The organism is Pseudoxanthomonas winnipegensis (assembly GCF_004283755.1).
Lineage (GTDB): Bacteria > Pseudomonadota > Gammaproteobacteria > Xanthomonadales > Xanthomonadaceae > Pseudoxanthomonas_A > Pseudoxanthomonas_A winnipegensis.
The window spans coordinates 575,256-594,120 of record NZ_SHMH01000001.1; the positions used below are offsets into that span (position 1 = coordinate 575,256).

15 protein-coding genes are annotated in these 18,865 nt (G+C 71.2%); 7 read left to right on the forward strand and 8 right to left on the reverse strand.

Going from position 1 to position 18,865, the window contains the following annotated elements:
- Nucleotides 1-33: 33 nt before the first annotated feature.
- The 3 genes from purL to EAT51_RS02620 all read right to left on the reverse strand — a co-directional run bounded on the left by purL (nt 34) and on the right by EAT51_RS02620 (nt 7,003).
- Complete coding sequence (purL, locus tag EAT51_RS02610) at nt 34-4,077, reverse strand: phosphoribosylformylglycinamidine synthase (RefSeq protein WP_130515342.1); 4,044 nt, start codon at nt 4,075-4,077, stop codon at nt 34-36.
- A 296-nt stretch (nt 4,078-4,373) separates the two neighbouring features.
- Nucleotides 4,374-5,201: a DsbC family protein gene (locus tag EAT51_RS02615; protein ID WP_130515340.1), complete on the reverse strand. Its 828-nt coding sequence runs from the start codon at nt 5,199-5,201 to the stop codon at nt 4,374-4,376.
- A 710-nt stretch (nt 5,202-5,911) separates the two neighbouring features.
- Nucleotides 5,912-7,003 carry a site-specific tyrosine recombinase XerD gene (locus EAT51_RS02620; protein WP_425478165.1) on the reverse strand — a complete coding sequence of 364 codons (1,092 nt, stop codon included), beginning with the start codon at nt 7,001-7,003 and terminating at the stop codon, nt 5,912-5,914.
- A 72-nt stretch (nt 7,004-7,075) separates the two neighbouring features.
- On the opposite strand from EAT51_RS02620, the gene EAT51_RS02625 reads away from it, so the two are divergent.
- Nucleotides 7,076-7,582, forward strand: coding sequence for an RDD family protein (locus tag EAT51_RS02625; protein ID WP_130515336.1), 507 nt, complete (start codon nt 7,076-7,078; stop codon nt 7,580-7,582).
- A gap of 48 nt (nt 7,583-7,630) precedes the next feature.
- On the opposite strand, the gene lptG is transcribed toward EAT51_RS02625, so the two are convergent.
- Nucleotides 7,631-8,734 carry an LPS export ABC transporter permease LptG gene (gene lptG / locus EAT51_RS02630; protein ID WP_130515334.1) on the reverse strand — a complete coding sequence of 368 codons (1,104 nt, stop codon included), beginning with the start codon at nt 8,732-8,734 and terminating at the stop codon, nt 7,631-7,633.
- On the reverse strand, nt 8,731-9,813 hold the full coding sequence (gene lptF, locus EAT51_RS02635; RefSeq protein WP_130515332.1) for an LPS export ABC transporter permease LptF: 1,083 nt from the start codon (nt 9,811-9,813) through the stop codon (nt 8,731-8,733). Before lptF ends, lptG begins: the two co-directional genes overlap by 4 nt.
- 141 nt (nt 9,814-9,954) lie before the next feature.
- Here lptF and EAT51_RS02640 point away from each other — a divergent pair, with 141 nt between their 5' ends.
- The 4 genes from EAT51_RS02640 to EAT51_RS02655 all read left to right on the forward strand — a co-directional run bounded on the left by EAT51_RS02640 (nt 9,955) and on the right by EAT51_RS02655 (nt 16,065).
- Nucleotides 9,955-11,466 (forward strand): leucyl aminopeptidase, encoded by a 1,512-nt coding sequence (locus EAT51_RS02640; protein WP_130515330.1) that lies wholly within the window; start codon nt 9,955-9,957, stop codon nt 11,464-11,466.
- 140 nt (nt 11,467-11,606) lie between these two features.
- On the forward strand, nt 11,607-12,032 hold the full coding sequence (locus EAT51_RS02645) for a DNA polymerase III subunit chi (RefSeq protein ID WP_130516179.1): 426 nt from the start codon (nt 11,607-11,609) through the stop codon (nt 12,030-12,032).
- Nucleotides 12,033-12,146: 114 nt separating this feature from the next.
- Nucleotides 12,147-14,975 (forward strand): valine--tRNA ligase, encoded by a 2,829-nt coding sequence (locus tag EAT51_RS02650; protein WP_130515328.1) that lies wholly within the window; start codon nt 12,147-12,149, stop codon nt 14,973-14,975.
- Between the two features lie 262 nt (nt 14,976-15,237).
- A complete protein-coding gene (locus EAT51_RS02655; protein WP_130515326.1) occupies nt 15,238-16,065 on the forward strand; it encodes an EamA family transporter in 828 nt (275 codons plus the stop codon).
- 272 nt (nt 16,066-16,337) lie between these two features.
- Here the strand turns inward: EAT51_RS02655 and rimI are convergent, their stop codons facing one another.
- Genes rimI through pssA form a run of 3 tightly spaced genes read right to left on the reverse strand, consistent with a single transcriptional unit; the run spans nt 16,338 to nt 18,060 of the window.
- Nucleotides 16,338-16,793 (reverse strand): ribosomal protein S18-alanine N-acetyltransferase, encoded by a 456-nt coding sequence (rimI, locus tag EAT51_RS02660; RefSeq protein WP_425479877.1) that lies wholly within the window; start codon nt 16,791-16,793, stop codon nt 16,338-16,340.
- 44 nt (nt 16,794-16,837) lie between these two features.
- Complete coding sequence (locus EAT51_RS02665) at nt 16,838-17,287, reverse strand: alanine acetyltransferase (RefSeq protein ID WP_130515322.1); 450 nt, start codon at nt 17,285-17,287, stop codon at nt 16,838-16,840.
- Nucleotides 17,284-18,060, reverse strand: coding sequence for a CDP-diacylglycerol--serine O-phosphatidyltransferase (gene pssA, locus EAT51_RS02670; protein WP_130515320.1), 777 nt, complete (start codon nt 18,058-18,060; stop codon nt 17,284-17,286). Before pssA ends, EAT51_RS02665 begins: the two co-directional genes overlap by 4 nt.
- 116 nt (nt 18,061-18,176) lie before the next feature.
- Here pssA and EAT51_RS02675 point away from each other — a divergent pair, with 116 nt between their 5' ends.
- Both EAT51_RS02675 and EAT51_RS02680 read left to right on the forward strand, forming a co-directional pair.
- The gene (locus tag EAT51_RS02675) at nt 18,177-18,599 is read left to right on the forward strand and encodes a DUF4124 domain-containing protein (RefSeq protein WP_130515318.1); all 423 of its coding nucleotides are present in this window, start codon (nt 18,177-18,179) and stop codon (nt 18,597-18,599) included.
- A gap of 6 nt (nt 18,600-18,605) precedes the next feature.
- Nucleotides 18,606-18,836: a DUF4124 domain-containing protein gene (locus EAT51_RS02680; RefSeq protein ID WP_130515316.1), complete on the forward strand. Its 231-nt coding sequence runs from the start codon at nt 18,606-18,608 to the stop codon at nt 18,834-18,836.
- Nucleotides 18,837-18,865: the final 29 nt, after the last annotated feature.

Below are 18,865 nucleotides of genomic sequence, written 5' to 3' on the forward strand. Positions count from 1 at the left end.
CGGCGCAATGTCGCGAGCGTCGAAGACCCGGCGCTAGCCGCACCACACCCGTGCATTGCGGAACATGCGCAGCCACGGCGAGTCGTCCGCCCAGCCGGCCGGCGACCAGCTCAGGTTGACCGTGCGCGGCGTGCGTTCCGGATGCGGCATCAGGATGGTGGCGCGGCCGTCGCTGGTGGTCAGGCCCGTGATGCCCTCGGGCGAACCGTTGGGATTGGTCGGGTAGCGCGTGGCCACCTGGCCATCGCCATCGACGTAGCGCAGCGACACGCGCGCGGCGGCCAGGTCCACCGCCGAATCGAACTCGGCGCGGCCCTCGCCATGGGCCACGGCCACCGGAATGCGCGAGCCGGCCATGCCGCGGAAGAACACCGACGGCGATTCCACCACCTCCAGCAGCGCGGTGCGCGCCTCGAACTGCTCGCTGCGGTTGCGCAGGAAGCGCGGCCAGTGCTCGGCGCCGGGAATGATGTCCTTGAGCTGGCTCAGCATCTGGCAGCCGTTGCACACGCCCAGCGAGAAGGTCGCCTCGCGCGCGAAGAACGCGGCGAACTGCGCGCGCAATGCCGGACGTTCCAGGATCGAGGTCGCCCAGCCGCGGCCCGCGCCGAGCACGTCGCCATAGCTGAAGCCGCCGCACGCGGCCAGGCCGGTGAAGCGCTCCAACGTCACGCGGCCCTCGATCAGATCGCTCATGTGCACGTCGAAGGCGTCGAAGCCGGCACGTTCGAAGGCGTTGGCCATCTCGATCTGGCCGTTGACGCCCTGCTCGCGCAGGATCGCGACCTTCGGCCGCGCCCCGGTGGCGATGAACGGCGCGGCCACGTCCTCGGCCGGATCGAACACCAGCTTGGGCTTCAGGCCCGGCTCGGCGAAGGTGCGCGCGGTGTGGCGCTCCTCGTCGGCACTCTCGGGGTTGTCACGCAGGCGCTGCATGGCGTGGCTCACCGACCACCACGCGTCGAACAGCTCCTCCCAGCGCCACTCGGCCAGCGGCTGGCCGGCCTGGGTGACGCGCACGCTCGGCGCGGTGGTGGGCCTGGCGATGCGCTGCGCGCATTCGGTCAGCGCATGGCGCTCGACCAGGTCGGCGAAGGCGGCGCGGTCTTCGGCGGCGATCTGCACGATGGCGCCGAGTTCCTCGTTGAACAGCGCGCGAAAGGCGTCCTCGCCCCAGGCATCCAGCGCGATGTCCACGCCCAGACGCGCGGCGAAGGCCATCTCGCACAGCGCGGCGAAAGCACCGCCGTCGCTGCGGTCGTGATAGGCCAGCAGCAGGCCGGCCGCGCGCGCCTCGCGCACCATCTCGAAGAAATTGCGCAGCAGCTCGGGGTTGTCCAGGTCCGGCACGTCGCCGCCGAAGGCCGGCAGCGCCTCGTCGCCGGCGAACACCTGCGCCAGCACCGAACCGCCCAGGCGCTGCTTGCCGCCGCCCAGCCCGATCAGCCACAGCTCGGTGTCCGGCTCGCGCGACAGCAGCGGGGTGAGCTGCGTGCGCGCGTCGTCGACCGGCGCGAACGCGGAGATGACCAGGGAGACGGGCGAAACGCTTTTCAGCGTTTCGCCGGGAATGGGGAATGGGGAATGGGGAGTGGGCGAAGCAGAAGCGTCGGCAACCGCGGCGACCGCCGCTTCCCGATTCCCGACTCCCGATTCCCCATTCCCAGCCGTCCACACCGCCTGCATCGACAGCGAGTCCTTGCCCACCGGGATGCTCAGGCCCAGCTGCGGACACAGCTCCATGCCGACCGCGCGCACGGCGTCGAACAGCAGCGCGTCCTCGCCGGCGTGGTTGGCCGCGGCCATCCAGTTGGCCGACAGCTTGACGTGTTCCAGCGCCGGCACCGGCGCGGCGCACAGGTTGGTGATCGCCTCGCCCACGGCCATGCGCGCCGAGGCGGCGGCATCCAGCAGCGCCAAGGGCGCGCGCTCGCCGATGGACATCGCCTCGCCGGCGAAGGTGTCGAACCCGGCCAGCGTGATCGCGCAGTCGGCCAGCGGCAGCTGCCAGGGGCCGATCATCTGATCGCGCGCGGTCAGCCCGCCGACGCTGCGGTCGCCGATGGTGACCAGGAAGCTCTTGGACGCCACCGACGGATGCGCCAGCACGCGCAGCCCCGCCTCGCGCAGCTCCAGCCCCTCGGTCTTCAGCTCGGGCCAGCGCGCCGGCGCCGGATGCGCCGTCTCGCGATGCATCTTCGGTGCTTTGCCGAACAGCACGTCCATCGGCAAGTCGATCGGGTGCGGGGATTGGGGATTGGGGATTGGGGATTGGGCGGAAGCGACGGGCTGGCCGATCCCGAATCCCGAATCCCGAATCCCGGCGCCGAGGACGCCATATCCCACAACGAGCCGCTCCTCGGCGGTCGCCACGCCGACCGCGGCGAAGGGACAGCGCTCGCGCTCGCAGATCGCGGCGAACTCGGCCAGGCGGGCCTGCGGCACGCCCAGGACGTAGCGCTCCTGCGATTCGTTGCACCACAGCTCCAGCGGCGAGAGCGAGGGATCGTCGCTGGGCACCTTGTCCAGGTCGATGATCCCGCCCACGCCCGAGTCGTGCAGCAGTTCGGGGATGGCGTTGGACAGGCCGCCGGCGCCGACGTCGTGGAACCAGCGGATCGGATTGTCCGCGCCCAGCGCCACGCAGCGGTCGATCACTTCCTGGCAGCGGCGCTCCATCTCCGGGTTGTCGCGCTGCACGCTGGCGAAGTCGAGGTCCTCGGCGCTGTCGCCGGAGGCGACCGAACTGGCCGCGCCGCCGCCCAGCCCGATCAGCATCGCCGGGCCGCCCAGCACGATCACCGCATCGCCCGGCTGCAGGGTCTTCTTCTCGACCTGGCAGCGGTCGATCGCACCCAGGCCGCCGGCCAGCATGATCGGCTTGTCGTAGGCGCGGGTCAGGCCCGCGCCTTCGGGCAGCTCGAAGCTGCGGAAGTAGCCCAGCAGGTTGGGCCGGCCGAATTCGTTGTTGAACGCCGCCCCGCCCAGCGGGCCGTCGAGCATGATCTCCAGCGCCGGCGCCATGCGCGGGTTGAGCGCGCGCGGAGCCTCCCACGGCTGCGGCAGCGTGGGGATGCGCAGGTGCGAAACGCTGAAGCCGGTCAGGCCGGCCTTGGGCTTGCCGCCGCGCCCGGTGGCGCCCTCGTCGCGGATCTCGCCGCCGGCGCCGGTCGAGGCGCCGGGGAACGGCGCGATCGCGGTCGGGTGGTTGTGGGTCTCGACCTTGATCTGGAAGGCGCTGGGCAGCACCGCCTCGCTGCGGTACTGGCCGCTGGCCGGATCGGGCCGGTAGCGCGCGACCGGCAGGCCCTCGACCACCGCGGCGTTGTCGCTGTAGGCCGACAGCGTGTACTGCGGGGTCTGCTGGTGGGTGTGCTTGATCATCTTGAACAGCGAGCGCTCCTGGGCGCGGCCGTCGATGGTCCAGCTGGCGTTGAAGATCTTGTGCCGGCAGTGCTCGGAATTGGCCTGCGCGAACATCATCAGTTCGACGTCGGACGGGTCGCGCCCCAGCGCCGCGTAGCGCGCGCGCAGGTAGTCGATCTCGTCCTGGGCCAGGGCCAGGCCGAGGCGCGCGTTGGCCGCTTCCAGCGCATCCAGCGGCACACGCGCCAGTTCGCCTCGCGGCGGCGCCTCGAACAGCGCACCGGCCTGCTCGACGCCGGCCAGCAGCGACTGGGTCATCGGATCGTGCAGCAGCTTGTCCAGCGCCGTGCGGGCGGCCGCATCGTCCGGCCAGCCGGCCAGGTCCACGCGCGTGCCGCGCTCGACCCGGTGCACGGCGATGCCGGCGCCGCGCAGCAGTTCGGTGGCCTTGCTCGACCAGGGCGAGCGCGTGCCCAGGCGCGGCACGACCAGACGGCTGGTGGCCCCGTCCTCGCGCGCGGCCGGCGTGTCGCCGGCCTGCAGGATGCGGCGCAGCGCCTCCAGGTCCGGCGCGGTGCCCGGCTGCGGATCGATGAAGTAGACCTGCCAGGTGCCCAGGAGGCGGACCTGGGGGGCGACGGACTGCAGGCGGGATTCGAGCCGCGCGCGGCGGAACTGCGACAAGGCCGGCTGGCCTTCGAGGACGATCATGTCCGGGAACCGTGGGAGCCGTGGAGCGGGGCCGCCCATTGTACCGGCGGCGGGCCCCGCCATGGCGGGGCGGGGCTTTCCCGGCAATGCCACAGCGCCAAACCTAATGTGGGAGCCGCCATGGCGGCGGTAGGGCTTTACCGGTAGAGCCTCATCGCCGCCGTGGCGGCTCCCACGTGTAGAGCGGAGCTTGCTCCGCTGTTTTTCGGCCGGATCATGGGAAAGCCCCAGCGGAGCAAGCTCCGCTCTACAGGCAGGTCGCTGCTGGATTCGAGCAGGCCGTTGCTCCCACGCCTTTACGGCATGCCGGCGCTCTTGGCCTTGGCGGCGTCGGCGGCCGCCAGCTTGTCCAGCGCCGCACGCATCTCGGCCGGCGGCAGGTAGCCGCCGATCTGGTTGCCGTCCGGGGCGAACACGGCCGGGGTGCCATTGACCCCCAGGCGCTGGCCGACGTTGTATTCCATGTTCACCGGGTTGTTGCAGTCGCGCGCGGTGACCTGGCCGCTGGCCTTGGCCTCGGTCAGGGCCTTGCGGCGATCGGCCGCGCACCAGACCGAGATCATGTCCTTGTGGTCCTGGCTGCCCAGGCCCATGCGCGGCCAGGCCAGGTATTCCACCGCGATGCCCTGCTTGTTGTAGTCGGCGATCTGGCTGTGCAGCTTGCGGCAGTAGCCGCACTCGATGTCGGTGAACACGCTGACGGTGTACTTGGGATTGGCCGGCGCGAACACGATGCGGTCGGCCTGCTTGACCGACTTGAGCAGGTTCTGGCGGTACTGGGCCAGCGCGTCGCTGCCCTGCATCAGGTCCTTGCGCTGGGCCACGTCGATCACGTTGCCCTGGACCAGGTACTTGCCGTCGTCGCTGATGTAGACCAGCTGGCCGGCGGCGATCACCTCGCGGAAGCCCGGCAGCGGCGCCTTGCCGATGTAGTCCACGTCGACCTGGGGATTGAGCTGCTTGAGCGCGGCGCGAACCCGGGCTTCGACCTGGTCGTTGCCGGCCGGCGCGGCCGCAGCGGTGGCGGTGGCGGGCTTGGCGGTATCGGCGGCGGACTGCGGCGACTTGGCGCAGGCGGTCAGGCTCAGGCCGGTCAGCAGGACGAGGGGGACAAGACGGCGCATCGTGGGACTTCCTGGTTCGGGGCCGGCGGCCGCGTGCGGCGCTCGGCGCGGGGCCCCGCCAGGCGGGGCATCGGACCGGATTCTCGCACAGGCCGGCTGAAGGGCTTGGCCAGCGGCGCCCCGCCCCAGGAGCGGCATGCCCCGCTGTGGTCTGTGGGGAGCCGGCATGCCGGCGAGGGGCTTTCCCGGCAAGGCCGCATCGCCGCCATTGGCCGAAGAGACCAAAAGGGCGGCCCCCACCTGTAGAGCGGAGCTTGCTCCGCTAGGGCCTTCCCCACGAACCGAACGAAGAGCAGCGGAGCGAGCTCCGCTCTACAGACGAGCAGCCGCTAGCGTTGAGGAGACTGTTGCTCCCACCTGTAGAGCGGAGCTTGCTCCGCTGGGGCCTTCCCCAAGAACCGAACGAAGAGCAGCGGAGCGAGCTCCGCTCTACAGACGGGCGGCCGCTAGCGTTGAGGAGACTGTTGCTCCCACCTGTAGAGCGGAGCTTGCTCCGCTGGGGCCTTCCCCACGAACCGAACGAAGAGCAGCGGAGTCCCCAAGAGGGGATTGCCACAAGCTCCGCTCTACAAACGAGCGGCCGCTAGCGTTGAGGAGACAGTTGCTCCCACAGAAGCGCGCCCATGGCGCCGGCTGCGCCGTGCGACCCTGAATGGCGCAGTTGGGTCGCGAGATGACGCCCCCCGGCCGAGCGAGCCCTAGCCGGGCGCTCACCCCCTCGGATGATGCTTCGCGTGCAGCTGCTGCAGATGCTGGCGGGCGACCAGGGTGTAGATCTGGGTGGTGGACAGCGAACTGTGGCCCAGCATCAGCTGCAGCGAGCGCAGGTCCGCGCCGCGGTTGAGCAGGTGGGTGGCGAAGCTGTGGCGCAGGCCGTGCGGGCTGACCCTGGTGGCGTCGATCCCGGCCAGGACCGCGTAGCGCTTCACCAGCCCCCAGAACGCCTGCCGGCTCAGCGGCTGGCCGGCCGCGTCGATGAACAGCGGCGTGCGGCCGTCGCCCCGCGCCGCGCCGCGCTTGCCCGCCAGCTGCGCGCGCGCGCCGTCGAGATAGCGCTGCAGCCAGTGCTGGGATTCCTCGCCCAGCGGCACCATCCGCTCCTTGCTGCCCTTGCCCAGCACGCGCAGCGCGCCCTGGCGCAGGTTGACGCCGGCGTCGGCCAGGCCGACCAGCTCGCTCACGCGCAGGCCGCAGGCGTACATCAGCTCCAGCATCGCGCGATCGCGCAGGCCCAGCGGGGTGTCCACGTCGGGCGCGGCCAGCAGCGCGTCGATCTGGCTCTCCGACAGCGCCTTGGGCAGCGCGCGCGGCAGCTTGGGCGGATCGAGCAGCGCGGTCGGATCGTCCGCGCGTTCGCCGCGACGCACCAGCTGGCCGTAGAAGGCCCGCAAGCAAGAGAGCAGGCGCGCGTTGCTGCGTGGCGAATAGCCCTGGCGCGTGCGCCAGGCCAGGTAGTCGAAGATCAGGGCACGATCGGCGGTCGCCAGCACGTTGTCGGTGGCGGCCCTCGCAGGCGCGACGGCGCCGGCTTGCGGAGCGTCCGGTCCGGCCATCCCCGGCGGGGCGCTCGCTGGCGCGCGAGACGGTGGCTCGCCGCCGCGCCAGCTCGCCCAGCGGGCGAAGCCCTGCAGATCGCGCCGGTAGCTGTCCAGGGTGGCGCGGGCCAGGCCGCCTTCGGCCCAGATGGCGTCGAGGAAACGATCGATCTGGCGCTGATCGGCATCGCCGCAGGGCAGCAGCTCGGCCACGCGCTGGCGGCGTTCGGCGGGGGTACTCATGCCGGCAAGGGTAGCGCCTGCCATCGAGGCGGCGGACTGCGCCGCCAAGGGACACGGCGGTGCGCGCCGGCCCGGGCGCGCTCTATGCTGACGGCCATGTCCGCCGAACCCGACGCCGCCCCGCTCGCCCTGCCCGCGCCCCGCCGCGCCTACGTCGGCCGGCGGCTGCTGGCGCTGTTCTACGACGCCTGGCCGGCGCTGGCGCTGTGGTTCGCGGTATCCGCGGCCTTCACCGCCGGCTACACCTATCTGGGCCACCACGCCGCACGGCAGAACATCGCCCCGTTCAGCGCCCTGCAGTGGCTGCTGTGGCTGTGCTGCTGGCTGGTGACCGGCCTGTACGCCACGCTGAGCTGGCGCCGCGGCGGCCAGACCCTGGGCATGCGGCCGTGGAAGATCGCGGTGGCCGGCGCCTTCACCGCGCGTCCGTCCTGGGGCGCGCTGTGGCTGCGCTACGGCGTGGGCACCCTGTCGCTGCTGTGCGGCGGCCTGGGCTTCTGGTGGGCCTGGATCGACCGCGAGCGCCTGACCTGGCATGACCGCGCCAGCGGCACGCGCGTGGCGAGACTGGGCCTGAGCGGTGAAGCGAGGAGTGAGGAGTAAGCAAGCGCGAGGAAGGCGCGGCGCGCCGCCTTCGCTCACTCCTGCCGTCTAGCTGCTTCTGCGCTTGAACAGCCAGTACGAGATCACCAGCATCAGCACCGGCGTGGCGGTGTACGCCAGGCGGTAATCCAGGCGCAGCGCCGTGCCCATGCGGCCAAACAGCAGCTGCAGCAGCCAGAACGCCAGCGCGAACATGATGCCCAAGAACAGGCGCTTGCCCATGCCGCCGCTGCGCAGGCTGCCGAAGGCGAACGGGATCGCCGCCAGGCACAGCGCCAGCACGTTGATCGGATAGAACCAGCGCCCCCAGTAGACCTCTTCGTAGTCGCGCGCATCCAGGCTATTGCGGGTGCGGTAGTCGATGCTGCGCGACAGGTCGGCGGCGGACATGTAGCGCGGCTGCCCCAGCGTGGCCGCCAGCGCGGCCGGATCGAGCTTGGAGGGCCAGTTCTCCTGCGGCAGCTTGTCCTGCTGGACCGAGCGCGGCGCGAACGTGGTGCGCGTGACGTTCCTCAGCAGCCAGCTGTCGGTGACGTGCACCGCGTTGGCCGCGTGGGTGATCGAGGCCAGGCGGCCGTCGGCGTCGAGCTGATACAGGCGCACGTCCTGCAGCTGCAGCTGCGAATTGCCGTCGGCGCCGGCCACCAGATCGCCGGACTGGGCGTTGAGGAAGGTATCGCCCTCGCGCGCCCACAGCCCGGCGTACATGCCGCGCGCCACGTTGCCGAACTTGGCCGCCGCCTTGAGGTTGTCGGCCTGGGTCTGGCCCCAGGCGCCGGCGGTCTCCATGCACAGCACCATGCCGGCGGTGAGGATCGCCAGGGTCACCGCCACCGACAGGCTCAGCCGGCGCCGCGACAGGCCCAGCGCGCGCAGCGCGGTCAGCTCGGAGCTGGCGGCCAGCTGGCCCAGGCCCATCAGCGCGCCGATCACCGCGGCGGTCGGGAACAGCGTGTAGGCCCGGCGCGGCACCGTGTACAGGGTGAACACGATCGCGTGGGTGAAGGTGAAGTTGCCGCGCCCGACGTCGCGCAGCTGGCCGGAGATGCCGTTGGTCACGTCCAGCCCGAGCAGCACCGCCCAGACCAGCAGCACGGTGCCCAGCACCACCTTGCCCACGTACAGGTCGTGGATGCGCGGGGTGAACCTCATGCGCGCGCTCCCTTCGGGCGGGAGAGCCGGCCGTCACGCAGATAGGCCCAGACGCCCAGCGCCAGCAGCGGCAGGCTCAGCCACCACAGGCCCAGTGCGCCGGGCAGCTTGCCGTTGGCCAGCCACTGGCTGCCGTTGATCATCATCAGGAAGGCCACCAGGTAGCCGAGGAAGCCCAGCATCACCCGCCCGTAGCGCGACTGGCGCGGCGCGCTGCGCGCCAGCGGCAGGGTCAGCAGGGCGAAGGCCAGGCACAGCAGCGGCGGGGTGATGCGGGTCTGCAGCTGGGCGTTGGCCTCCGGCCGGGCATCGCCGAGCAGCTGGCTGGTCGGCAGCAGCTCGGGATCGTCCTGGGTCTTCTTGTCGCTGCCGTCGGGCAGGGCGACCTCGTTGCTGGCATAGCGCATCATGCGGTAGTCCTTGCCGTCGCCGGCCGGGCCTTCCACGCGGTAGCCATCCTCCAGCTTCAAAAAGCGCGAGGTCTCGCCCTCGAAGTACATGTGCCCGGTCTTGGCGGTGACCACGTCCAGCCGGTCGCCCTGCTGGCGCTGCATGAACACCTTGGACAGGCGCGTGCCGTCGCTGGACATGCCGTTGACGTAGACCACCCCGCCGTTGCTGAGCACGGTGAACTGGCCCGGCTCCAGCCCGGCCAGGATCAGCGAGCGGTTGGCGTTGTCGATCATCGCCTGGCTGGTGCGCAGCGACAGCGGGCCGGCCCACAGCGAGACCGTGGCCACGATCGCCACGATCGGCACCACCAGCAGCAGCAGCGGGCGCAGCAGGCGCCGCGGGCCCACGCCGATCGAGGTCAGCACCGCCATTTCCGAGTCGCGGTACAGGCGGGCGATGGCCAGCATCAGGCCCAGCATCAGCGCCAGGGACAGGATCAGGGGCAGGAACTGCACCGTGGCCAGCCCCAGCTGGGACAGCAGCAGCCCGGCCGGCAGCTTGCCGTTGGCCACATCGCCCAGCACGTCGACCAGCAGGCCGCCCATGCTCACGATCAGCAGCACCATCAGCGCGGCCAGGAAGCTCTGGGTGAACTCGGAGAACAGGTAGCGGTCCAGCTTCGGCATCGGATGGGGTTGCCTTACAATTGCAGGTTCGAATGCCGGTGCGCGCACGCGCGGACCGAGTCGGCGCCGGGGCATCCAGCATCGCGGCGGCCGGCGATTGTACGTAACTGCTGGTGAAACCGACTCGACGGAAATTGCGCAATGGCCCTGGAATTCACCCTGAACCACGACACGCCCACCACCGCCGCAGTGGATTGCGTGGTCGTGGGCGTCTATGCGGACAAGACCCTGAGCCCGTCGGCGGCCGCCATCGACGCGGCCAGCCAGGGCCGTCTGGCCGCGCTGGCCCAGCGCGGCGACGCCCCGGGCCGCAGCGGTAAGGTCACCGCTCTCTACGACCTGCCCGGCGTGAAGGCCCCGCGCGTGCTGCTGGTCGGCCTGGGCGAGCCGGCCAAGTTCAACGTGCCGACCTACCTGAAGGCGCTGACCGAGGCCGCCCGCGCGCTCAAGGACGGACCGTCCGCCTCGGCGCTGGTGACCCTGACCGAGCTGGAGGTCCCCGGCCGCGACGCCGCCTGGGCGATCCGCCAGGCCGTGGCCGCCACCGAGCACGCGACCTACCGCTACACCGCCACGCTGGGCAAGAAGAAGCCCGACCCGCAGGCGCTGGCCCAGGTCGCCTTCCTCGGCAGCGACGACGCCGCGCTGGCCCAGGGCATCGCCATCGCCAACGGCGTGAAGTTCACCCGCGAGCTGGGCAACCTGCCGCCGAACGTCTGCACCCCGGCCTACCTGGCCCAGCAGGCGCAGGACTTCGCCGCCCAGCATGACGGCGCCCAGGCCGAGATCCTGGACGACGCGGCGATGGAGGCCCTGGGCATGGGTTCGCTGCTGGCCGTGGCCCGCGGCTCGGCCAACCGCCCGCGCCTGATCGTGCTCAAGTGGAACGGCGCGGACGATGCGTCGGCCAAGCCCTACGTGCTGGTCGGCAAGGGCATCACCTTCGACACCGGCGGCGTCAACCTGAAGACCCAGGGCGGCATCGAGGAGATGAAGTACGACATGTGCGGCGGCGCCACGGTGCTGGGCACGTTCGTGGCGGCGGTCGGCCTGAAGCTGCCGCTGAACCTGGTGGTGGTGGTGCCGGCGGTGGAGAACGCCATCGACGGCAACGCCTATCGTCCCTCGGACGTCATCACCTCCATGTCCGGGCGCACCATCGAGGTCGGCAACACCGACGCCGAAGGCCGCCTGATCCTGTGCGACGCGCTGACCTACGCCGAGCGCTTCAAGCCCGAGGCCCTGGTCGACGTGGCCACGCTCACCGGCGCCTGCATGGTCGCGCTGGGCCGCCATGCCGCTGGCCTGATGAGCAAGCACGACGACCTGAGCGAGGAACTGCTCAGCGCCGGCGAGCACGTCTACGACCGCGCCTGGCGCCTGCCGCTGTGGGACGAGTACCAGTCCCAGCTCGAGTCCACCTTCGCCGACGTCTACAACATCGGCGGCCGCTGGGGCGGCGCGATCACCGCCGGCTGCTTCCTGGCGCGCTTCACCGAGGGCCAGCGCTGGGCGCACCTGGACATCGCCGGCGTGGCCAACGACGAGGGCAAGCGCGGCATGGCCACCGGCCGCCCGGTGAACCTGCTGGCGCAGTGGCTGCTGGACCGCGCCGACACCGGGACCGGGGACCGGGGACCGGGGACCCGGTAACAGCGGGTCATGCGCACTTCCAAGCCCACTGCCGGCGCCGAGGCCGTGCCGCGTCTTCGCAACGTGGTGCACGCCGCGGGAGTCTGCTGCTTCCGCTTTTCCCCCGGTCCCCGGTCCCCGGTCCCCGGTCCCGGCCGCCACTGATGCGCGCCGACTTCTACCTGATCGCCAAGCCGCGCTTCCTCGAGGCGCCGCTGAACCTGGTCTGCGAACTGGCCAAGCGGGCCTACGCCTCCAACCAGCCCACGCTGATCCTGGCGCGCGACGCCGCCCAGGCCGAGGAGCTGGACGAGCTGCTGTGGGCCTTCGAGGACGATGCCTACGTGCCGCACCAAATCGCCGGCACCGACGAGGACGACGACATCACCCCGGTGCTGATCGCCGCGCCGGAGCTGGACGCCGCGCCGCGCCCGCTGGTGATCAACCTGCGCGACGCCGCCTATGCCGGCGCCTGCGAGCGCGTGCTGGAGGTCGTCCCGGCCGACCCGGCCGCGCGCGAGCCGCTGCGCGAACGCTGGCGCCAGTACCAGGCGCGCGGGTTCGCGCTCAACAAGCACGATATGTGATGAAGCGGGCAGTCGGGATGGAGCACCGGGGATCTTGATCCCGCTTCACCGATCGCGGCCGACGCCGCCCCGCGCCTTGTCGATTCCCCATTTTTGATTGCCGATGTCCCGCCTATGACCACCCTCGCCTCCAGCTACGACCCGAAAGCCTTCGAAGCGCGCCTGTACGCGCAGTGGGAAGCCGACGGCGCGTTCAAGCCCTCCGGCACCGGCACGCCGTACACCATCCTGCTGCCGCCGCCCAACGTCACCGGCACGCTGCACATGGGCCATGCGTTCCAGCAGACGCTGATGGATGCGCTGATGCGCTACCACCGCATGCGCGGCTTCGACGCGCTGTGGCAGGTGGGCACCGACCATGCCGGCATCGCCACCGAGATGGTGGTCAGCCGCAACCTGGCGCTGGAGGGCAAGGGCGAAACGCGCGATTCGCTGGGCCGCGAGGGCTTCATCGCCAAGGTCTGGGAATGGAAGCAGCAGTCCGGCGACACCATCGAGCGCCAGATGCGCCGGCTCGGCACCTCGGCCGACTGGTCACGCAGCACCTTCACCATGGACCCGCAGCCCTCGGCGGCGGTGACCGAGGCCTTCGTGCGCTGGTACGAGCAGGGCCTGATCTACCGCGGCCAGCGCCTGGTCAACTGGGACCCGGTGCTGAAGACGGCGATCTCCGACCTGGAGGTGGAGAACGTCGAGGAAGACGGCTTTTTGTGGTCGATCCGCTATCCGCTGGCCGATGGCGCCACCTATGAACACGTCGAAGTGGACGCCGACGGCCAGGAGACCCTGCGCGAGTTCCGCGACTACCTGGTGGTGGCCACCACGCGCCCGGAGACCATGCTCGGCGACACGGCGGTGATGATCCATCCGGAGGATCCGCGCTACGCCGGGCTGATCGGCAAGGCGGTGGCGCTGCCGCTGAGTCAGCGCACGATCCCGGTGATCGGCGACGACTACGTCGATCGCGACTTCGGCACCGGCGTGGTCAAGGTGACCCCGGCGCACGACTTCAACGACTACCAGGTCGGCGTGCGTCACGAGCTGCCGATGATCAACCTGTTCACGCCCACCGCCGCGCTCAACGAGAACGCGCCGCACAAGTACCAGGGGCTGGACCGCTATGCCGCGCGCAAGGCGGTGCTGGCCGACCTGGAGGCGCTCGGCCTGCTGGTGGAGACCAAGCCGCACAAGCTGCAGGTGCCGCGCGGCGACCGCACCGGCCAGGTGATCGAGCCCTACCTGACCGACCAGTGGTTCGTGAAGATGGACGGGCTGGCCAAGCGCGGCCTGGAACTGGTCGAATCGGGCCAGATCCGCTTCGTCCCGCCGAACTGGATCAACACCTACCGCCACTGGATGGAGAACATCCAGGACTGGTGCATCAGCCGCCAGCTGTGGTGGGGCCATCGCATCCCGGCGTGGTTCGACGCGGCCGGCAAGTACTACGTGGGCCGCGACGAGGCGCAGGTGCGCGCCGAGCACGGCCTGGGCGACGACGTGGCGCTGACCCAGGACAGCGACGTGCTGGAGACCTGGTTCTCCTCGCAGCTGTGGCCGTTCTCCACGCTGGGCTGGCCGCAAGAGCAGGCGATGGAGCAGCGCGGCTTCGATCGCTACCTGCCCTCGGATGTGCTGGTCACGGGCTTCGACATCATCTTCTTCTGGGTGGCGCGCATGGTCATGGCCACCGACAGCTTCACCGGCAAGATCCCGTTCCGCGATGTCTACATGACCGGCCTGATCCGCGACGCGCAGGGCCAGAAGATGTCCAAGTCCAAGGGCAACGTGCTCGACCCGCTGGACATCATCGACGGCATCGCGCTGGAGGATCTGGTCGCCAAGCGCACCAGCGGGCTGATGCAGCCGCGCCTGGCCGAGAAGATCGAGAAGGCCACGCGCAAGGAGTTCCCCGACGGCATCGCCGCCCACGGCGCCGACGCGCTGCGCTTCACCATCGCCGCGCTGGCCACGCACGGGCGCGACATCAAGTTCGACCTGGGCCGCGCCGAGGGCTACAAGAACTTCTGCAACAAGCTGTGGAACGCCACGCGCTTCGTGCTGATGAACACCGAGGGCGCGCGGTTCGCCGGCGCCCCGCAGCCGGTCACCGACGCGGAAAAGTGGATCCTGGCCGGCCTGGCGCGCGTGTCCGGCGAGGCCGCCGAGCACTTCGCCAGCTACCGCTTCGACCTGCTGGCGCAGTGCCTGTACGAGTTCGCCTGGAATCAGTTCTGCGACTGGTTCGTCGAGCTGGCCAAGCCCGCGCTGAGCGGCGCGGCCGACGCGGCCGCCGCCGACAGCACCCGCCACACTCTGCTCTATGTGCTCGAGCAGCTGCTGCGCCTGCTGCATCCGCTGGCGCCGTTCGTCACCGAGGAGCTGTGGCAGCAGGTCGCCCCGCGCGTGGGCGTGACCGGCCGCAGCATCTCGCTGCAGGCCTACCCCACCGCGCAGGCACTGGACGCGACCGGCTACGCCGGCGCCGAGGCCGACGTGGAATGGCTCAAGGCCATCATCAGCGCCCTGCGCCGCGTGCGCAGCGAGCTGCAGGTCTCCCCGGGCAAGAGCGTGCGCCTGCTGCTGCAGGCCGGCGACGCGCAGGACCGTGCGCGCGTGGCGCGCTTCGACTCGCAGCTGCGCTTCCTGCTCAGGCTCGAAGCGATCGACTGGCTGGACGGCGCCGATGCGCCGGCCTCGGCCGCCGCGGTGGTGGGCGAGCTGCGCCTGCTGGTGCCGCTGGAGGGCCTGGTCGACCTGGACGCCGAGCGCGCGCGCCTGGACAAGGAGATCGCCCGGGTCGCCGGCGAGCGCGAGAAGAGCGAGGCCAAGCTGGCCAAGTTCAGCGACAAGGTGCCGGCGGCGGTGGTCGAACAGGAGCGCGTGCGCCTGGCCGACTGGACCGCGCAGCTGACCGCCCTGCAGGAGCAGCGCGCCAAGCTGTGATCCTGCGGTGGTGCCTTGTAGGAGCCTGGTGCGAGCCTGCCGATCGCTTGAAGCGGGCCTGCTGGCTGCTTGAGGTGAGCCTGCTGATTACTTGATGCGAGGCTGCTGATAACTCGAGGTGAGCCTGCTGATAGCTCGAGATGAGGCTGGTGGTAGCTTGGTGGGAGCCGGCATGCCGGCGATAGGGCTTTCCCGGTAAAGCCTCATCGCCGGCATGCCGGCTCCCACCCAGCCTTACCCCATCCCCGCTTCAGGCCTGCCCATGCCACTGAGCGTCTTCTGCCTGGTGCTGTTCGCCGCGCTGATGCACGCGAGCTGGAACGCGCTCGTCAAGGGCGCGCCGGACAAGCTGCTGACCACGGTACTGGTGTCCGGCTTCGCCGCACTGATCGCGGCCTGCGCCCTGCCCTTCCTGCCCGCGCCGGCCGCGGCGAGCTGGCCGTTCCTGGTCGTGTCGCCCCTGCTGCAGGCGCTGTACTTCGCCCTGGTGGCCCGCTGCTACCACGTGGCCGACATGAGCCAGGCCTATCCACTGATGCGCGGCGCCGCGCCGCTGCTGGTGGCCGTCGTCGGCGTGCTGTGGCTGGGCGAACACCTCGCACCGCTCGCCTGGCTGGGCATCGCCGTGGTCTGCGCCGGCGTGCTGGCGATGGCGCTGGGCAGCGGTCGCCTGCACCACGCGGCCCTGCCCCTGCTCAATGCCGCGGTGATCGCCGGCTACACGCTGCTGGATGCCGCCGGCGCGCGCCGTTCCGCCCATCCCCTGAGCTATACGCTGTGGCTGTTCGCGCTGACCGCCCTGCCGCTGCTGGCCTGGGCGCTGCTGGCGCGGCGCGCGGTCTTTCTCGCCTACCTGCGCGGCAACGCCGCGCGCGGCCTGGCGGGCGGCGTGGGCACGCTGCTGTCCTACAGCCTGGCGCTGTGGGCGATGACCCGCGCGCCGGTCGCGCTGGTGGCGGCCCTGCGCGAAAGCGCGATCGTGTTCGGCCTGGGTATCTCGGTGCTGCTGCTCAAGGAGCGGCCGCCACGGGCGCGCTTGCTCGCCGCGGGGGTGATCGCCCTGGGTGTGGCGGTGCTGCGGCTGGCTTGAGCAAGCCGACATGGCATCAAGGATTTGTGGGAGCAACGGTCTCTCAGATCGAGTCGCAGGCGCCTTGTAGAGCGGAGCTTGCTCCGCCGAGGCTTCCCGACGATCCGGCCGAAACGCAGCGGAGCAAGCTCCGCTCTACAGGCGGGGCCGCCCTTGTGGCCTTTTTGGCCAATGGCGGCGACGGGGCTTTACCGGTAGAGCCTCATCGCCGCCATGGCGGCTCCCACGAAGTATTTCTGCTTTCGATCAGCCGCACGACACGAGGCAGCGCCCTACAGCGGCGGCATACGGTCGATCTCGCCGTCGATCAGTTCGATCGCCATGACGATGGCGTCCTCGCGCCCGTCCTTGGCCGGGTAGTAGCGCGGGCGGCGGCCGATCTCGTTGAAGCCTTCGCTGTGGTACAGCGCGATGGCATGCGGATTGGACGGGCGCACCTCGAGGAACACCCGTTCGGCGCGGCGCTCGCGCGCGCCCTGCACCAGCGCGCGCAGCAGCTGGCGGCCCAGGCCGCGGCCCTGGCGCTCGGGCGCCACGCAGACATTGAGGATGTGCGCCTCGTCGGCGGCCAGGCTGATCACGCCGTAGCCGATCGTCAGCCCGTGTTCGACCAGCAGCCAGGCCGGATAGCCGGCCAGCAGACAGTCGCGGAAGATGCCGCGCGTCCACGGGAAGGGATAGGCGCGCTGCTCGATCGCCATGACCGCGTCCAGGTCCGCCTCGCGCATCGGCCGCAGGCTGGCGGCACCGCCGGCGTCGGACTGGACCGCGCTCACGGCAGGCGCTTGCGGCGCAGCGCGCGCAGCTGCGGCCACAGCGCGCGCTTGGCCGCCGCGTTGCCGCGCAGGCTCGCGCTGTCGGGCCAGGCGGCCATGATCGCCGCGGCCTCGGGGGTATTGGGGTTCAGGCCGGAGGCGCGCAGCAGCTCGATCCGCAGGCGGTCCGGCAGCAGCGAGCCGCGCGGCGGCGCACGGCGTGGCGCGACCGGCGCGCTGTCGGTGGCTGCGGCAGGCGGCGGACGGCGCGGCGGCGCGGAGGGCGCAGGCGGCGGAGCCGCCTCGCGCGCGGGCTGCGCCGGCGCCCGGCGCACGGGCGCGGCAGGCGCGTCCAAGGCCGGCGCTTCCGCCGCGGCCAGCTGGCCCGGCACCCACACGGTATGACCGAGCGCGCGCAGCCAGGCGTGCTGCTCGCCGGTCCACAGCGGGCTGCCGGCTTCGCTCACGCCGCCGGCTCCCGGCGCCCCCGGCGCTGCAGGGCCCACATCACCGGGCCGGACAGCGCGTACAGCACGCCGATCGCGCACAGCGTGCGCGGCAGGTCGATCACCAGCACCGCGATCACCACCGGCACCAGCACCACCAGCAGGAACGGGATCCGGTCGGCCTTGGCGCCGCCCTTGCCGCTGCCCTTGAAGCTCCAGAAGCGGATGCGGCTGACCATCAGCAGCGCCGCCACGATGGTCACGCCCAGCGCGACATAGCGCAGCTGCTCGCCGGTCCATTCCAGCTTGCCGTCGGCGAAGGCCCAGACGAAGGACATCATCAGCCCGGCCGCCGCCGGGCTGGCCAGGCCGACGAACCAGCGCTTGTCCACCGTGCCGACCTGGGTATTGAACCGCGCCAGGCGCAGCGCCGCGCAGGCCGCGTAGAGGAAGGCCACCGCCCAGCCGACCCGGCCGATGATCTCCCCGTCCAGCTTCAGCGCCGACAGCGACCAGTGGTACATCACCAGGGCCGGGGCCATGCCGAAGCTGACCAGATCGGCCAGCGAGTCGTACTGCACGCCGAACTCGCTGCTGGTGCCGGTCAGGCGGGCCACGCGGCCGTCCACGCCGTCCATCAGCGCGGCAACGAACACCGCGATCGCCGCGGACACGAATTCGCCATTGGACGCAGCGATGATCGCGTAGAAGCCGGAAAACAGCCCGGCGGTGGTGAACAGGTTCGGCAGCAGATACATGCCGCGCGCACGGGTGGGCTGGGGAAGCGGGTCCATTCCCACAGTTTAGCGTTGCCGGCGGCCCTCACGCCGTCATGCCGGCGCTTGCCAGTGCGGGCCCGGGGTGCTGCAATCGCCGCCATTCCGCCCGCTGTGCCATCCCGGAGCCTGCCATGCGCCTGTCCACCTGCCTGATCCTGTCGGCCCTGCTGGCGGCGCCGCTGGCCAACGCCCAGAGCATGTACCAGTGGAAGGACGCCCAGGGCGTGACCCACTACTCCGACGTGCCGCCACCGAAGAGCACTCTGCAGGGCCGGCAGATCAACCCGGCCGACGCGATGGCGCGCGGCGAAGCCACGGCCGGCGCCAAGGAGGCCCCGGCCGAGAACGCGCAGTGCACGACCGCGCGCCTGAACCAGCGCATCCTGTCCAACAACGCCCCGGTGCGCCAGGCCGGCGCCGACGGCAAGCCGGGCGCGCTGCTGACCGACAGCGAGCGCGCCAGCCAGCGCGAGCTGGCCGAAGCGGCGGTCAAGGCCTACTGCACGCCGAGCGCCGCCAAGGCCGAGGGCAGCACCCGCCCGCCGGGCGCCTGAGCGACGATGCGGGTCGTCTGGGCGGTCCTGGCGCTGCTGCTGCTCGGCGGCGGCCTGGCCTGGTGGTTCGGCCACCCGGCGCGTCACGTCACCAAGGCCGCGCAGGCGCAGGGCGAGCCGCGGCCTTCGCTGTACCGCTGGCACGACGCCGACGGCGTGCTGCACATCACCGATCGCCCGCCCCCGGCCGGCACCGCTTACGAGCGCATCCCGCTGGACCGCGATAGCGCCCGCTAGGGCCTGTCCTCCATCCCCGGGCCGGTCGC

Bases quoted from the DNA above. Each gene is read 5' to 3' on its own strand.
- EAT51_RS02625 (WP_130515336.1), top strand. From the start codon at position 7,076: ATGTCCGCCGAACCCGACGCCGCCCCGCTCGCCCTGCCCGCGCCCCGC.
- pssA (WP_130515320.1), bottom strand. From the start codon at position 18,060: ATGGACCCGCTTCCCCAGCCCACCCGTGCGCGCGGCATGTATCTGCTG.
- lptG (WP_130515334.1), bottom strand. From the start codon at position 8,734: ATGAGGTTCACCCCGCGCATCCACGACCTGTACGTGGGCAAGGTGGTG.
- lptF (WP_130515332.1), bottom strand. From the start codon at position 9,813: ATGCCGAAGCTGGACCGCTACCTGTTCTCCGAGTTCACCCAGAGCTTC.
- EAT51_RS02615 (WP_130515340.1), bottom strand. From the start codon at position 5,201: ATGCGCCGTCTTGTCCCCCTCGTCCTGCTGACCGGCCTGAGCCTGACC.
- EAT51_RS02675 (WP_130515318.1), top strand. From the start codon at position 18,177: ATGCGCCTGTCCACCTGCCTGATCCTGTCGGCCCTGCTGGCGGCGCCG.
- EAT51_RS02640 (WP_130515330.1), top strand. From the start codon at position 9,955: ATGGCCCTGGAATTCACCCTGAACCACGACACGCCCACCACCGCCGCA.
- EAT51_RS02655 (WP_130515326.1), top strand. From the start codon at position 15,238: ATGCCACTGAGCGTCTTCTGCCTGGTGCTGTTCGCCGCGCTGATGCAC.
- purL (WP_130515342.1), bottom strand. From the start codon at position 4,077: ATGATCGTCCTCGAAGGCCAGCCGGCCTTGTCGCAGTTCCGCCGCGCG.
- EAT51_RS02650 (WP_130515328.1), top strand. From the start codon at position 12,147: ATGACCACCCTCGCCTCCAGCTACGACCCGAAAGCCTTCGAAGCGCGC.
- rimI (WP_425479877.1), bottom strand. From the start codon at position 16,793: ATGCGCGAGGCGGACCTGGACGCGGTCATGGCGATCGAGCAGCGCGCC.
- EAT51_RS02620 (WP_425478165.1), bottom strand. From the start codon at position 7,003: ATGGCAGGCGCTACCCTTGCCGGCATGAGTACCCCCGCCGAACGCCGC.
- EAT51_RS02680 (WP_130515316.1), top strand. From the start codon at position 18,606: ATGCGGGTCGTCTGGGCGGTCCTGGCGCTGCTGCTGCTCGGCGGCGGC.